The 14,153-nt window shown below is 63.5% G+C and carries 14 protein-coding genes; 3 read left to right on the top strand and 11 right to left on the bottom strand.

The window, feature by feature from the left end; translation table 11 throughout:
• Window positions 1-5: 5 nt before the first annotated feature.
• Window positions 6-1,460: a 5-carboxymethyl-2-hydroxymuconate semialdehyde dehydrogenase gene (hpaE, locus tag ACK3SD_RS18055; RefSeq protein WP_481127752.1), complete on the bottom strand. Its 1,455-nt coding sequence runs from the start codon at window positions 1,458-1,460 to the stop codon at window positions 6-8.
• Window positions 1,447-2,739: a fumarylacetoacetate hydrolase family protein gene (locus tag ACK3SD_RS18050; RefSeq protein WP_481127751.1), complete on the bottom strand. Its 1,293-nt coding sequence runs from the start codon at window positions 2,737-2,739 to the stop codon at window positions 1,447-1,449. The genes hpaE and ACK3SD_RS18050 overlap by 14 nt, the downstream gene beginning before the upstream one ends.
• Before the next feature lie 350 nt (window positions 2,740-3,089).
• Here ACK3SD_RS18050 and hpaR point away from each other — a divergent pair, with 350 nt between their 5' ends.
• Window positions 3,090-3,554, top strand: a complete 465-nt coding sequence (gene hpaR / locus ACK3SD_RS18045) for a homoprotocatechuate degradation operon regulator HpaR (RefSeq protein WP_481127750.1) — start codon at window positions 3,090-3,092, stop codon at window positions 3,552-3,554.
• Between the two features lie 19 nt (window positions 3,555-3,573).
• Window positions 3,574-4,236, top strand: a complete 663-nt coding sequence (locus ACK3SD_RS18040) for a helix-turn-helix transcriptional regulator (RefSeq protein WP_481127749.1) — start codon at window positions 3,574-3,576, stop codon at window positions 4,234-4,236.
• Between the two features lie 23 nt (window positions 4,237-4,259).
• Here ACK3SD_RS18040 and ACK3SD_RS18035 read toward each other — a convergent pair whose 3' ends face one another.
• From ACK3SD_RS18035 to ACK3SD_RS17995, 9 genes are all read right to left on the bottom strand, one after another.
• Complete coding sequence (locus ACK3SD_RS18035) at window positions 4,260-5,744, bottom strand: aldehyde dehydrogenase family protein (protein WP_481127748.1); 1,485 nt, start codon at window positions 5,742-5,744, stop codon at window positions 4,260-4,262.
• Window positions 5,745-5,876: 132 nt separating this feature from the next.
• Window positions 5,877-6,953, bottom strand: a complete 1,077-nt coding sequence (gene pmrB / locus ACK3SD_RS18030) for a two-component system sensor histidine kinase PmrB (RefSeq protein WP_481127838.1) — start codon at window positions 6,951-6,953, stop codon at window positions 5,877-5,879.
• On the bottom strand, window positions 6,953-7,630 hold the full coding sequence (gene pmrA, locus ACK3SD_RS18025) for a two-component system response regulator PmrA (protein ID WP_481127747.1): 678 nt from the start codon (window positions 7,628-7,630) through the stop codon (window positions 6,953-6,955). Before pmrA ends, pmrB begins: the two co-directional genes overlap by 1 nt.
• A complete protein-coding gene (gene eptA / locus ACK3SD_RS18020) occupies window positions 7,627-9,261 on the bottom strand; it encodes a phosphoethanolamine transferase EptA (RefSeq protein WP_481127837.1) in 1,635 nt (544 codons plus the stop codon). The genes pmrA and eptA overlap by 4 nt, the downstream gene beginning before the upstream one ends.
• 74 nt (window positions 9,262-9,335) lie before the next feature.
• Window positions 9,336-10,040 (bottom strand): ArsR/SmtB family transcription factor, encoded by a 705-nt coding sequence (locus ACK3SD_RS18015; protein WP_481127746.1) that lies wholly within the window; start codon window positions 10,038-10,040, stop codon window positions 9,336-9,338.
• A 17-nt stretch (window positions 10,041-10,057) separates the two neighbouring features.
• Window positions 10,058-10,429: an amino acid-binding protein gene (locus tag ACK3SD_RS18010; protein ID WP_481127745.1), complete on the bottom strand. Its 372-nt coding sequence runs from the start codon at window positions 10,427-10,429 to the stop codon at window positions 10,058-10,060.
• Window positions 10,422-10,745 (bottom strand): antibiotic biosynthesis monooxygenase family protein, encoded by a 324-nt coding sequence (locus tag ACK3SD_RS18005; RefSeq protein WP_481127744.1) that lies wholly within the window; start codon window positions 10,743-10,745, stop codon window positions 10,422-10,424. Before ACK3SD_RS18005 ends, ACK3SD_RS18010 begins: the two co-directional genes overlap by 8 nt.
• Window positions 10,746-10,833: 88 nt before the next feature.
• A complete protein-coding gene (locus ACK3SD_RS18000; protein ID WP_481127743.1) occupies window positions 10,834-11,535 on the bottom strand; it encodes a TetR/AcrR family transcriptional regulator in 702 nt (233 codons plus the stop codon).
• A gap of 204 nt (window positions 11,536-11,739) precedes the next feature.
• Window positions 11,740-13,203 carry an MFS transporter gene (locus tag ACK3SD_RS17995; RefSeq protein WP_481127742.1) on the bottom strand — a complete coding sequence of 488 codons (1,464 nt, stop codon included), beginning with the start codon at window positions 13,201-13,203 and terminating at the stop codon, window positions 11,740-11,742.
• A gap of 90 nt (window positions 13,204-13,293) precedes the next feature.
• Here ACK3SD_RS17995 and ACK3SD_RS17990 point away from each other — a divergent pair, with 90 nt between their 5' ends.
• Window positions 13,294-14,097, top strand: a complete 804-nt coding sequence (locus ACK3SD_RS17990) for a helix-turn-helix transcriptional regulator (RefSeq protein ID WP_481127741.1) — start codon at window positions 13,294-13,296, stop codon at window positions 14,095-14,097.
• Window positions 14,098-14,153 lie beyond the last annotated feature (56 nt).

Raw genomic sequence — 14,153 nt, 5'->3', positions numbered from 1 at the left:
GCCCCTTACACGCCCCATTTCGGGATGGTGTGATCGCCAAAGGAGATGCAGACGTTTTTGGTTTCGGCAAACACTTCAAAGCTGTACTCGCCCCCCTCGCGGCCGGTGCCGGAGGCCTTGATGCCGCCGAACGGCTGGCGCAGGTCGCGCACGTTCTGGGTGTTGACGAACACCATGCCCGCCTCGATGCCGCGCGACAGGCGCAGCACCTTGCTGACATCCTGCGTCCAGAGATAGGAGGCGAGGCCATACTCCACGTCATTCGCCAGCCGCAATCCCTCGGCCTCATCCTTGAACGGCAGCAGGCAGGCCACCGGGCCAAAGATCTCCTCCTGAGCGACGCGCATCCGGTTATCGACATCCGCCAGCACCGTGGGGCGCAGGAAGTGGCCGTGGCCCAGCCCCTCGGGCTTGTCCGGCCCGCCGGCCAGCACCTTCGCGCCCTCCTCTATCCCCAGCCGGATGTAGCCGGAAACCTTCTCCCAGTGCTGCTGGCTGATCAGCGCGCCCACCTGGGTATTGGGATCGGTGGGATCGCCCACCCGCAGGCGGTTGGCGCGTTCGGCAAAGCGCTTGACGAACTCTGGGTAGATGCTCTGCTGGATGAAGATGCGTGAGCCAGCGGTGCAGCGCTCGCCGTTGAGGGAGAAGATGGTGAACAGCGCGGCGTCCAAGGCGCGATCGATGTCTGCGTCCTCAAAGATCAGCACCGGCGACTTGCCGCCCAGCTCCATCGAGAACTTCTTCAGCCCGGCGTTCTGCACGATTTTGCGGCCGGTGGCGGTGCCGCCGGTGAAGGAGATGGCGCGCACCTCCGGGTGGCGCACCAGTGCATCGCCCGCCGTCGCGCCGTAGCCCTGCACCACGTTCAACACGCCGCGCGGAATGCCCGCCTCCAGCGCCAGCTCGCCCAGCCGGTCGGCGCTCAGTGGCGACAGCTCGGACATCTTCAGCACCGCCGTGTTGCCCAGCGCCAGGCAGGGCGCGGTTTTCCAGGTGGCGGTCATGAACGGCACGTTCCACGGCGAGACCAGCGCGCAGACGCCAACCGGCTGCAACAGCGTGTAGTTGAGCATCTGGTCATCGACCGGGTAGGTGCGGCCGTTCATCTGCTGGCAGATCTCAGCGAAGAAGTTGAAGTTGTGCGAGGCGCGCGGGATAAGCACGTTTTTGGTCTGGTGGATCGGCAGCCCGGTGTCGGCGGTCTCCAGTTCGGCGATGGCTGGCACGTTCTGGTCAATCAGCTCGCCAAGGCGGCGCATCAGGCGCGCACGCTCCTTCATTGGCGTGTTAGCCCATTTCGGGAAGGCATTTTTCGCCGCCTCCACCGCCTGATTAATCTCCTTCTCACCACCAGCGGCCACCTCGGCCAGCACCTCGCCAGTGGCTGGGTTGTGGGTGGTAAAGTAGTCGGCGCTGGCGACGCGCTTGCCGTCGATCCAGTGGTCAATCTTGCTCATGCAGGCTCTCCTCAAATTGTTGTTCACTGACAATATGGTTGGTCAGGCGGCCAATCCCCTCGATCTCCACCACCACCTCGTCGCCGGGCCGGACATCCGCCAGCCCCTTTGGCGTGCCGGTGGCGATCAGGTCGCCGGGTTGCAGCGTCATGAATTCACTCAGGTACGAGACCAAAAACGGCACGTCGAACACCATGTCGCGGGTGTTGCCCGACTGGCGCAGCTCGCCGTTGACAAAGGTTTTGAGTTGCAGGTTCTGGGCGTCCGGGATGGAGGCGCGCGGCGTTACCTGCGGCAGCAGCGGCGTCAGGGTGTCGCGGCTCTTTACCCGCAGGTTGGGCCGGTAGTAGTTCTCCAGGTAGTCGCGCACCGCGTAGTCGTTGCACACCGTGTAGCCCTGCACATACTCCAGCGCCTGTTCACGGCTGACGTTGCGGGCGGTCTTGCCAATCACCACCACCAGCTCCGCCTCGTAGTGCATGTACTCCAAATTGTCTGGCCGCACGCTGACGGCGTGATCGCCGGTCAGGGTGTTGGGTGCCTTGATGAACACCAGCGGCTCCTCTGGCGCCTTGAAATCCAGCTCAGTGGCGTGGTCGGCGTAGTTCAGCCCCAGCGCGAACAGCGTCGGGTGCCCCTCTTCGGCCGGGTGCGCTGCCTCGGGGCGATCGGTGAAGCGGTTGGTCAGCGACGGCAGACCGGCGGCGCGCAGCGTGACCTCATCGCCCGGCGACAGCGGCACCCGCTGCTGGGGCGTACCGAGCAAAATCACGTCACCGGCTTGCAGGGTGGCGAAATCACTCAGCGCGGCGATCAGCGTCGCCGCGTCACGGTGCAGATCCGCCGTGCTCCAGCGCTGGCGCTCCTTGCCGTTGACTTCGGTGATGATCTCCAGCGCACTGGCGTCGGCCAGCGGAGCCAGCTCGCCCATCGGGCAGAAGCCGTCACGGCATTTGGCCTTGATCGCCGGACGGTAGAAGCTCTCCTCCGCCAGACTCAATTCGTTGGCAAGCGCGTAACCGGCGATGTACTCCCCAGCCTCGGCCGCCGCCACCTTGCGGGCGGTGCGGCCAATCACCACCGCCAGTGTGCCGCCGCTGTAGGTCTGCTCCGCTGGCAGGCTGATAGTATCGCCGTCGCGGCGGTGGGTGTTGCGTGGCTTGATGAACCAGACCGGCGTTTTTGGCGCGGCCTGATAGGGCGGCTGCCCGAAGGCCTCCTGCCAGTGCGCCGTCTGGGCGCGGTGGTTTAACGCAACGGCAAATACGGTCCTTTTCATGCTCTCTCCTCGCTAGGGATGTGGCGCGCACATCAATCATTAACATCTTAATGAAATAGTATTAGATCGGATCATTGCCGCGAATCAAGAGGATGTTATTGAATTGTGACGCAGGCAACAGAGCGAAACATCCAACATTTCTCTTTAAAAACAGTAGATTGATATTTTCACCCTTCAGTAGGTTAAATATTTGTTATCAGAATTGTGAAGCTTATCACTTTATTAACCTATTAATATTCCCAGAATTAATGGGTCTGTTATTCTGCTGTTACTAGGCATCGTCCACGGCGGAAAATATACTGGGATCAGCAATGCACCCTCAGTCACCACCCCACAACACTGGAATGCTTATGCATGAATCCCTGACGATTGCGCTGTTACAGGCGCGTGAAACGGCGATGGGCTTTTTTCGTCCCATCCTGAACCGCCATAACCTGACCGAGCAGCAGTGGCGCATCATCCGCATCCTGGCGGCGCACCGCTCGCTCGATTTCCATGCGCTGGCGCGTGAAGCCTGCGTGCTGCGCCCCAGCCTGACTGGCATCCTGACCCGGCTGGAGCGCGACGGGCTGGTGTTTCGCCTGAAGCCGCTGAATGACCAGCGCAAGCTGTTCGCCTCGCTGACGCCGCAGGGCGTGGCGCTCTACCAGCAGGCGTGCAACGAGGTGGACGCCGGTTACCAGCAGATTGAGCAACAGTTTGGCCAGCAGAAGATGGCGCAATTGAAGCTGTTGCTGGAGGAGTTCAACACCCTGCAAGCGCCGGACGCCCCCGCCACGGTGGAGGCGGAGGGGCGGCGCTCCGGCCACGGTTAACCCAAGAGGAGTGTGCGTGATGGCAACCTTACAGATTCCCGCGGATGCCTTTATCCATAGCTGTCTGGAGAATGTGACCCGGCTGATCCCCGGCTCGCTGGGCGTCTACTACCGGGTGGACGAGCAGCTTGTACCGCAGCACTATGTGCTGGCGGGCATCCCGGCGCAGACGCACCGCGCCTATCTGGAGCACTTCTGCCCGCAAGACCCGTTCCACCCGCGCCGCTATGACCCGCTACCGGTGTCGTTTGCCTTCCCAGACGCCCAGTTGCGCCACACCCCCTACTACCGCCACTTCATGCAGCCGAACAACATGGCGGACATGGCAGAAATTTTCGTGCGCAAGAACCGCCACATCGTGGCGGGCCTGTCGCTGATGCGCGATACCCCCTTCACCCCACAGGAGCGGATGCGGCTGCGCGCCATGCTGCCGCTGGTGGAGTTGGCGACGGAGGAGTTGCTGCCAGTGCCGGGCGACCAGCGCCTGACGCCCAAGGAGCAGGTGATTGTCGATCTGATCCGCGAGGGTGCCTGCAACAAGCGCATCGCCCACCACCTCAACATTTCGCTCTCCACCGTGAAGACCCACCTGCGCAACATCTTTACCAAGGCTGAGGTGAGCAACCGCACCGAGCTGCTGCGCAACGTCGGTGCCAGCTGGTACGCCGGGCCAGCCAGCTAGGGCGGGCACGGCCCGCCCCCCGCTCAATAGCGCACCATCACCGATTTCAGTTCGGTATAGTCATCGATAAAGGCGCTGCCAAACTCCCGGCCAATGCCCGACCCCTTGACGCCGCCAAACGGCACCGCCGGATCGAGGAAGGTGTGCATGTTGATCCAGACGATGCCAGCCTCCAGCCGTTCGCTGATGCGCAGTGCGTGGCTGAGGTTGTGTGACCAGACGCTGGCCGCCAGCCCGTAGGGTGAGTCGTTGATGGTCGCCAGCGCCTGCTCGGCGTCCTGATAGGCGATGAAGCTGCCCACCGGGCCGAAGGTCTCCTCGCGCATCAGGGTGCTGTCCACGGAGGCGACGCGGATGGCGGTGGGCTGGACGAAGAAGCCCTTGCCGCCCCGCGCTTGACCGCCGCAGACAATCTCATCCCCCTCCGCGCGCGCCTGCTCAATCAGGCCCAGCACCTTGTCGAATTGCGCCCGGTTCGCCAGCGGCCCCACCACTGTGGCCTCATCCAGCGGTGAGCCGATCGGCATCGCCGCCAGCCGCTCGCTGAGCAGCGCCAGCACCGCCTCCATCTTCTGCTCCGGTAGCCAGAAACACTCGGCGGCGGCGCAGATCTGCCCTTGGTTGAGGTAACCGGCCTCGAGGATGCCGTTGACCATCTCCTCCGGCGAGAGATCGTCGAGGAACAGTGCGGCGTTCTTGCCGCCCAATTCGAGGGTGACGCGCTTGCCCTGCTCGGTCGCCAGACGGTTGACGGCGTTGCCGGTGGCAACCGAACCGGTGAAGCTGACCTTGGCACAGGCCGGGTGACCAATCAGCAGCGGCCCCAGCAGCGCGCCGCTGCCGTTGACCACGTTGATCACCCCCGGCGGGAAGCCGCAGGCCGTTGCCAGCTCCGCGACCCGCAGCAGGGTCAGCGGCGTGTACTCGCTTGGCTTGAGCACCACCGTGCAGCCACACACTAGCGCCGCCGCCAGCTTCCACACCGCGATCATGATGGAGAAGTTCCACGGCACGATGCCCACCACCGCGCCTACCGGCTGGCGGCGGGTGAAGGCGGTATATTTTTCACCGGTAAAGGAGGGGAGCGACACATCCAGCGTCTCGCCATTGATCTTGCCCGCCCAGCCGGCGAAGTAGCGCAGGAAGGCCACCGACTGGTCAATCTCCAGCATCCGCGCCAACTGAATGGTCTTGCCGGAGCAGAGGCTCTCCAGTTGCGCCAACGCCTCACGCTCCTCTGCCAGCGCGTCGGCCAGCTTCAGCAGCAGCGCGCCACGTTGCAGGGTCGGCAGATCACGCCACGGGGCGAAGGCCGCCTGTGCCGCCTGCATCGCCGCGTGGGCCTGCGCCTCATCCGCGCCCTTCAGGGTCAGCAGGGTGTCGCCGGTGGCGGGGTTGGTCACGCTGAATGCCGCGCCCTGGCCCTCTTGCGCCTCACCGTAGATAAAGTGCCCCTGCCGACGGCCAAGGAAGGCCGTCACCTGGGGAAGTAACGCCACATCGCTCATAGGCACTCCAGATTGTGTGATAGCAAAGCGCGCGCCGGGGCGCGCGCAGGTCATCGCTATCTAACACTGGCTGGCGGGTGGCGGCCATCGGCCAAAAGGATGAGAAAGGGAATTCAGTGAAGGCAGAGCGGCTCAGGGGTGCGCCGCGAATTTGACCCACGCGCGGCAGCCGGGCTGCGGCTGGCGGTTTTCGAGGAAGAACTGACCACGGTGCAGTTGCACGATGCGGGTGACGATGCTCAGCCCCAGCCCGATGCCGCCGTAGCGGCGATCCATGCGCACAAAGGCCTTGCTCAACTCGCCGCTTTTCGCCTCGTCGATGCCCGGCCCCTCATCCTCCACCATCAGCACCGGTTGCGGCGCGCGCTCCACGCGAACGGTGATGGTGGTGCCCTCCGGGCTGTAGCGGTGGGCGTTCTCCACCAGATTGCGCAACAGCACCTTGAGCAGCGTGGCATCACCGCGCGTCTGCGCCTCGGCGGGCAGCACCAGCTGCAACTGCTGGCCGCGCTGCGACAGCATCATCCGTAGCTCATCCTCCATCGGCTGCACTACATCGGCCACCAGCGCCACCTGCTGGTAGTTGCCCGAGGTGAAGGATTGCCCAACGCGCGCCAGTTGCAGCAGCTGCGACACGCTGTTGGTCATCTGATCCAGCCGCTGGAGCAGCGGCCGGACATTGACGCCGTGCGCCTTCTCTATCAACTCCAGATGCAGCCGCAACCCGGCCAGCGGCGTGCGCAGCTCGTGGGCGACATCGGCGGTGAACAGCCGCTCGCGATCCAGGCTGCTTGCCAGCCGCGACACCAGCTGGTTGATGGCCTGCGTCACGGCATCAATTTCCGCCACCGAACTGTGGTAGCCAATCGGCTCCAGATCCTCTTCGCTGCGCTGCTCCAGGTGGGTCTGCAACTCCAACAGTGGCCGGGTGATCCACTTCACCGCCTGGAGGCACAGCCCCAGCGCCAGCGCAATCATGATCAGACTCGGCACCGCCAGACTGGCAATCGCCTCATGGATCTCCTGCCGCACGTGGCGCTGCTGGTTATGGTTGTGCAGCGCGGCGTCCACCAGCAGCTGGATCTGCTCCTTGCTCTCATGCCATAGCCAGATGACGCTGATGATTTGGCAGAACAGCAGAATCACACCAATCACCAGCAGCAGGCGAAAACGCAGCGTGCTGCTGCGTCGGGGGGCGGGACGCGGCATCATGCGGGATCGCCCCCCTCATCTTTCATCAGCGCATAGCCAAAGCCGCGCACCGTGCGGATGGCCGACTTGCCAATCTTGTCGCGCAGGTTATGGATATGTACCTCCAGCGTGTTGGTGGATGGCTCGGTTTCCCAGCTGTAGATGTCGTTGTAGAGCACCTCGCGGTGCACCGGGTGCCCAGCCTTGAGCATCAGCCGTGAGAGGATGGCGTACTCCTTGGGGGTCAGATCCAGCAGCACGCCAGCCAGCTGGATCTGGCGGTGGGTCATGTCCAGCGTCAGGCGGCCAACGGTCAGCGTGCTGTCGCCTTGGTTGACGTGGCGGCGGATCAGCGCCCGGATGCGCGCCAGCAGTTCATCCAGCGCGAACGGCTTGACCAGATAGTCATCCGCGCCCGCATCCAGCCCGGCGATGCGCTCGCTGACCGTGTCACGCGCAGTGAGGATCAGTACCGGCTGCATCACCTTTTTACGCCGCAGCCGCGCCAACAGGCGCAGCCCATCCTCATCCGGCAGGCCGAGATCGAGCACCAGCAGGCTGTACAGCCCAGAGGCGAGGCTCGCCTCGGCGTCGCGCACCGTGGTGACACCGTCACAGACGTAGCCCGCGCCGGTCAGCGCCAGTTGCAGGCCCTGCAACAGCAGGGCGTCATCCTCAATGATTAAGATTTTCATCCATTATTGCTCCGGCATGTCGCCAGCAGGTCATCCGCTGGCACATATTCATGCGTCAGAGTGCCCGTCATTCCCAGCAGGGTGGAGAAGAAATTGTCCTGCGAGGCATCTTGCGTCGCCCGCTGGTTTAGGCACTTCATGTCAACAGCATAGCGCGTCTGGTAGTCCGGGGATAACCACAGCAGCATCGGCACATGTTTCTGCACCTCCGGCGCAATGGCGTAGGGCATCCCGTGCAGGTAGGTGCTGGCTTCGCCCAATGACTCGCCGTGGTCAGAGAGGTAGACCAGACTGGTGGTGAAGCGATCCTGATGCGCCTTCAGCAGGGTGATCGCCTTATCGACGATATAGTCCACATAGAGCAGCGTATTGTCATAGGTGTTGACCAGCTGCTCACGCGTGCAGGTCTGGATCTCATTGGTGTCACAGGTCGGCGTGAAGCGCTGGAACTGCGGCGGGTAGCGGTGGGAGTAGGTCGGCCCGTGGCTGCCGATGGTGTGCAGCACGATCACACCGTTGCCCTGCAACCGGTCAATCTCCTGCTCCAGCCCGTGGAACAGCACCTCGTCATAGCACTCGCCCTTGATGCACATGCCCGGCAGGTCAAGGCTGGTCACATCCTGATGCGGCACCCGGTCACAGACCCCTTTGCAGCCGCCATCATTCTCCCGCCAGCTGACCTGGATACCGGCACGCTGGAGGATGTCCAGCAGCCCCTCCTGGTGGGCGGCCAGCGTCTCGTCATAGTGGGCGCGCGGCATGTTGGAGAACATGCAGGGCACCGAGACGGCGGTAGAGGTGCCGCACGAGACGGTATGCGGGAAGTAAGTCACCCCATCCTGCGCCAGCTGCGGGTTGGTGAGGCGCGGGTAGCCCGACAGTGAGAAGTCATCAGCGCGCGAGGTTTCGCCCAGCACGATGATGGTCAGGTTCTTTTTCGGCCCGGCCAGCTGCGCCGGGTTTTGGCGCGCGTCCAGCCCGATGCGCACCAGCGGCAGGTTGTCCAGCCGATGGTGACTGTAATAAGACCAGAGGGCGGCGATGCTGTTGGAGGGACTGAGGGATTTCACCAGCTCCTTGTTGTTGCGGAACAGCGAGGCGTAATCCTTATAGAACAGCAGCGCCACCAGCACAATCAGCGCGCCGGAGCCAAGGATGCTGGCGACGCGCGCCATCGCGCCACGCCAGAGTGGCCGGGGCCGACGAATGCGCAGCCAGCAGGCCAGCAGCGCCACCGCCACGCCGGACAGCCCCACCGACAGCACCATGTGCGGCGTCAGCAGCGCCCAGCTCTCAGAGGCGGTGGTGTCCACGATATTCAGGATCATCGACCGGTCAAGGATGATGCCATAGTGGATGATGAAGTATTGCGCGGTGGCGGAGACCAGCACGAACAGCGCGACCGCCAGCTTCTCCAGCCAGAGGAAGGAGCAGAGCGTCACCACGATGTTGATTACGCTAAAGGCCACCAGCGGCATGGAGAGGAACATCGCCCAGTCATGCAGGGAGTGGAGCGGCAAAATGCCCAGCACCTGGCGGTAGTACGCCAGGTTAAGGCCAAAGGCAATATAGGCGGAGAACAACAGCAAAAAGGGGAGCCGCCCCAGCGTGGGCCTTCTTAATTTCAACAGCGACATAGTAGCGTCCTGATAACTAACAAAGGGCTACAGGGTGGCAGATGAAAATTAGGAAAACCTTAAGCGGCTTAAGGTAGGGCCAGCGTGAGGCCAAACAGCCGACGCAGGGCGGCCCGCCCGGTGCCGGTCACGGTCACTTCGCGGTAGCCGGGCGTCCGGGTCAGCCACCCTTTTGCCTCCAGCAGCACCAGCAGCGCGGCACCCGCCTCGCCGCCCAGATGGTGGCGGCGTTCGCTCCAGTCCAGACAGGGGCAGCAGGCTTTGCGCTTGGGTTTGGCGCTCAGCACCGCCCCCATGCTCTCCAGCTGTTCGCGGCCAAGCGGGGTCAGCGCCAACCCATCAGGGGCCAGCCAGCCCTTGTGCTGCATGGCGGCGTAGAGACTGACCGCCACTTCCCCGGCCAGATGGTCATAGCAGGTGCGCGCATGGCGCAGCTGCGGCGGGGTACGCGGCGTCACACTGTGCTGAGGGCGCATGGAGAGCCCCATCAGGTTCTCCAGCAGCCTGGCCACCTCATGGCCCGCCAAACTGTAGTAGCGGTGGCGGCCCTGCGTCAGGCACTGGATCAGCCCATTGCTGAGCAGCCGCATCAGGTGGCCGCTGGTGGTCGAGGCTGCCACCCCGGCCACCGCGCTCAGTTCGGTGGCCGTCCATGCCCGGCCATCCATCAATGCGCAGAGGATGGCGGCACGCGAGGGATCAGCGATGGCAGCCGCAAGGGCGGAGACCGCGCCCTCAAGTGAGGGCGCAGGCTCCCTACGTGGAAGACTCATTCAGGTGCGGTGTCCCATTATCTGGTGGCTTCACCGGCGCGGAGATCATCGTCCGTCAGCAGGATCAGCCGATTGCGGTGATCGCTGTACTGTACCTGAATTGTCACGCGGCTGCGGGCAATCGCCTCCGCTATTTCGCCCAGCTCGCCAGGGCGTAGCTGCGGCAGCTTGCGGATCAGCGGCCGGCGCACGCCCTGCACGTTGAAACCGGCGGCCAGCAGTACCTCGCGCGCCCGCTCCCCCTCCTCGACCAGAAAATGGGCGTGTCCGCCCTCTGGCGTGGCGAAGAGACCGCCGCCCTCCAGCCCGATCCCACTCTTCCCCAACAACGTGCCTAATGCCGCCAGCGCGCCCGGTGCCGTGCTGAGCACCACATGGATGTCATACATGTTGTTCCCTCCCTTGTTCAGAGCTGTACTCCCGCACCACCTCGGCCACGCGTATCCTGTAGAAGGCGAAGATCGACTCCCGCCCCTCCTGCTGCGCTACCCGGTGCAGCTGTTGCTGCTTCCACTGCCTGACGGACGCCTCATCCTCCCACCATGAGAGTGACAGAATTTTCCCCGGCGTATTCAGGCTCTGGAAGCGCTCCAGCGCGATAAAGCCCGGCGTCCCGGCTAACAGGGGGGCCAATTCGGCGGCAAGCTGAAGGTAACGCTGCTGGGCAGCGGGCAGGGCATCGGCTTCAAAAAGTACGGCAATCATCGGTGTGCTCCCTCAAGAATCTGGCGTCCAGCATAGATCAGCCAAAAACCGATGCTTCGGCCCGCGCCGAACAATGGGTGGCGGGCCGCTACCCGCGAGCGGGTGGCGCGAGGGCCGCGACACGCTCCGCCGCATAGAGCACCGGCAATATGAGCGACAGGGTGGTGAACTCCTCCTGACAGTGCTGGAGCAGGCCGAGGGCAAGCGCCTCCGGCAGGGGTTGCCCGCCGCTTGCTCTGGCCGCCTGCACCTTCTCTGCTGAAAAGAGATGTTCGGGCGAGCTAAAGCGGATTTTGGCTGCCACCGGCGGCACGCTACCCAGCGCCTCTACCGCCTGAATGGTCGCGCCAAGGCAGCAGAAGCCAAAGAGCATCTTGAGCATCAGCGCCGTGTCGGTATCCGGGGGAAGTTCGCCCTGTGCAATCGCAGTGGCAAGAATTTCCTGTGGCAGTACCAGCCTTCGGTTCAAGATTGCTTCGCGCAGCAGGGCCATGTTCTCTTTATCATGCTGCGACTCGGCGATAAAACTACGGAATGCCACGCCGCAAAGGGTGGTGTGCCACAACGTCCACAGGGCGTTGAGGAGCATCTCCATCCTCTCCCGCACCGGGTAGTGCTCCGGGATGGCAATGTGCGTGGCCTCCACCTCATAGATCTCCGCAATCAACTGCGCCTTGTTCGGCCACCAGCGATAGAGCGTGGGTTTGCTGGCACCGGCCAGCCGGGCCACCGCCTCAAACGAGAAGCCCGCATACCCTTTTTCTGCCAGTACCTGGCGCGCCGCGGCCACAATTGCCTGATGCGATGCCTCACTGCGGGTTGCCCCGGCCGAACGGCGTGGGGAGGAGGAGTGACCGTTTTCTATGCAAAGCCCTTTCACTTTTTATCGATACGATACGGTTCATTTCATTAAACATAACCGGAGATGTTTGTCCGAAGGCATTTTGAGGATAAAACGCAGGCGACGAAAGATGGCCTCGCCACCCGCGACCCTTTAACGCCCGGCGGGCCGGTAGCGTGCCAGCCAGAAAATCAGCAGCGCGGCGAGGAGAACAGCCGTGACGTTGTAACGCATCGCATGGCTGAAGGCGTCAGCATAGCGCTCAGCCAGCGGGATGCCGCTGTTGGCGGCCTGTAGGGTGTTGACGAAAAAGAGCCCGGCAATCGCCACCCCAAAGGCCCCGCCCACTTGCTGCATGGTGGAGATGAACCCGGCGGCCATGCCCGCGTGGCGCTCCTGCACATAGCCGAGCACCAGATTGAGCAGCGGCGTCATGGACAGTCCCTGACCAAAGCCGAATAACAGCAGCGCTGGCATCAGGGCGAAGGGGGCCGATGGCAGGCATTGGCTGCCTGCCGCTGCCATCAGCCAGCCAATGCCTGCCGCGTAGAGCAGCGCGCCAACGCCCATCGTCATGCTGCCAACGCGCGCCACCACGTTGGGGGCCAGCATGGAGGCAACGATAAAGCCCACGCTCGCCGGGGCAAACAGGGTGCCAGCCGCAAACGGCGTCAGGCCAAGGCCGGTTTGCACCAACAGGGCGAAACAGAGGAACAGCGAACTGGCGGTCGAGTAGATCAGCAGCACCACCAGCGACCCCAAGGAGAACCCGAGATTGCGGAACAGGCGGGTATCAATGGCCGGATCGTCGCTCCGCCCTGCCAGACGCCCCTCCCAGCGCAGGAAGGCCAGCAGCATCAACAGTGACAGCGCCATGCTAAGCCCTGTCCAGCGCGGCCAGCCAGCGTGAGGGCCTTCCAATAGCGGCAATAGCAACAGCAGCAGCCCGGTGGATGCCAGCCCGATGCCGCGCCAGTCCACCCGCTGGGCCTGTGCCAGAGATGACTCCGGGAGGGTGCGCGTCGCCAGCAGCGCGGCCGCGCCAACCGGCAGGTTAATGAGAAAGATGATCCGCCAGCCCAAGCCAAACAGGTCACCCTCTACCAGCAGGCCGCCCAATACCTGCCCGGCAATGGCCGCCAGTCCCAACGTCATCCCTAACAGGCCAAATGCCCGGCGACGGCCAGCGTCATCATACATGACGCGCAACAGGGCATAGATTTGTGGAAACAGCATGGCGGCGGCCATGCCTTGCAGGAAGCGGGCAACGATCAGGCTGTGGGCATCCGGGGCCAGACCGCACAGGCAGGAGGCAACCACAAATCCCCACAGGCCCAGCCGGAACAGGCGTCGCCGGCCATAGCGATCGCCCAGCCTGCCGCCAGCAATCAGCAGGATGCCAAAGGCCAGCTCATAGCCCGCAATGACCCAGCCAATCTCGGCGAAGCCAGCCGCCAGCGTGGCCTGCATCGAGGGGATAGCGACGTTGACGACGAACAGGTCAAATACCGTGATAAAACCGCCCAGCAACAGCGTGGCGAGCGCCAACGGCGACCGGTGAAATCGGGTATTTGAGGGTGACGCGTGGGTGGCGCACGGTGGGTAATCAGCAGCCATGAATAACTCCCTTTTCAAGTGTGTGCCGGGAGTGTGGCAAATAATTTAACCTGTTACTATGGAACCACTTATGCTGTTACTGGAAGTAATATGACCACGACTCGACTGGCACGTACTCGGCTTGAACTGGCAGATTTTCTGCGGCGGCGGCGTGAGGATCTCTCCCCGCTGGACGTGGGGCTGCCCGCTGGCAAGCGACGGCGTACTCCCGGCCTGCGCCGTGAAGAGGTGGCGGCGCTGGCCGGGGTCGGCATCACCTGGTACACCTGGCTGGAGCAGGGGCGAGACATCAGTGTCTCCACGGCTTTTCTGGACAGCATCTCGCGCGTGCTAAAGCTGGATGAGATCGCGCGTCGGCACCTGTTCCTGCTGGCCCACCAGCGGCCGCCCGCGCTCGCCGGGCAGACGTGGTGTGAGCTTCCCCCCTTGGTGCGCCTGCTGCTGGATGACCTGACGACGCGCCCGGCCTACGTGCTGAACCTGCGCTGGGATGTGATTGGCTGGAACGCCGCGGCGGAGCGCCTGTTTGGCTTTGGGCAGCGTGAGGCCGCTGAGCGCAATATGCTCTGGATGCTGTTTGCGGATGAGCGGCTCAACAGCCGGATCGTCGAGTGGGCGGCCCAAGCCCCACAGATACTGGCCAGTTTCCGCCGGGACTTCGCGCAAGCGCCAGAGGATGAGGGCATGATCGCGTTGGTAGAGATGCTTTGCCACCTCTCCGCCCCCTTTGAGCAGCTGTGGCACCAGCATGATGTCCACGGCCGCTGCGAGGGCCGTCGCAGTTTCCTGATTGAGGGCCAGGGGGCAGTGGCGTTTAACCACGCCTCTTTCATCGTCGATCAGGACAAGCACCTGCGGCTGGTGTTCTATGCCGCGGTGGATGAGGGCAGCTAATGTTGCAAAGAATTCATTATTCACCGGCGGTTAAATCCTCTACTTTCCCCCTACCT

It is taken from the genome of Chimaeribacter sp. YP20170169, from assembly GCF_056739715.1.
Note: the sequence above shows the minus strand (reverse complement) of the source record. Positions and strands in the feature narration are given on the sequence as shown.

What these genes read in the sequence shown, in the direction of transcription:
- hpaE (WP_481127752.1), bottom strand. Translation starts at nt 1,460, where the DNA reads ATGAGCAAGATTGACCACTGGATCGACGGCAAGCGCGTCGCCAGCGCC.
- ACK3SD_RS18050 (WP_481127751.1), bottom strand. Translation starts at nt 2,739, where the DNA reads ATGAAAAGGACCGTATTTGCCGTTGCGTTAAACCACCGCGCCCAGACG.
- hpaR (WP_481127750.1), top strand. Translation starts at nt 3,090, where the DNA reads ATGCATGAATCCCTGACGATTGCGCTGTTACAGGCGCGTGAAACGGCG.
- ACK3SD_RS18040 (WP_481127749.1), top strand. Translation starts at nt 3,574, where the DNA reads ATGGCAACCTTACAGATTCCCGCGGATGCCTTTATCCATAGCTGTCTG.
- ACK3SD_RS18035 (WP_481127748.1), bottom strand. Translation starts at nt 5,744, where the DNA reads ATGAGCGATGTGGCGTTACTTCCCCAGGTGACGGCCTTCCTTGGCCGT.
- pmrB (WP_481127838.1), bottom strand. Translation starts at nt 6,953, where the DNA reads ATGCCGCGTCCCGCCCCCCGACGCAGCAGCACGCTGCGTTTTCGCCTG.
- pmrA (WP_481127747.1), bottom strand. Translation starts at nt 7,630, where the DNA reads ATGAAAATCTTAATCATTGAGGATGACGCCCTGCTGTTGCAGGGCCTG.
- ACK3SD_RS18015 (WP_481127746.1), bottom strand. Translation starts at nt 10,040, where the DNA reads ATGAGTCTTCCACGTAGGGAGCCTGCGCCCTCACTTGAGGGCGCGGTC.
- ACK3SD_RS18010 (WP_481127745.1), bottom strand. Translation starts at nt 10,429, where the DNA reads ATGTATGACATCCATGTGGTGCTCAGCACGGCACCGGGCGCGCTGGCG.
- ACK3SD_RS18005 (WP_481127744.1), bottom strand. Translation starts at nt 10,745, where the DNA reads ATGATTGCCGTACTTTTTGAAGCCGATGCCCTGCCCGCTGCCCAGCAG.
- ACK3SD_RS17995 (WP_481127742.1), bottom strand. Translation starts at nt 13,203, where the DNA reads ATGGCTGCTGATTACCCACCGTGCGCCACCCACGCGTCACCCTCAAAT.
- ACK3SD_RS17990 (WP_481127741.1), top strand. Translation starts at nt 13,294, where the DNA reads ATGACCACGACTCGACTGGCACGTACTCGGCTTGAACTGGCAGATTTT.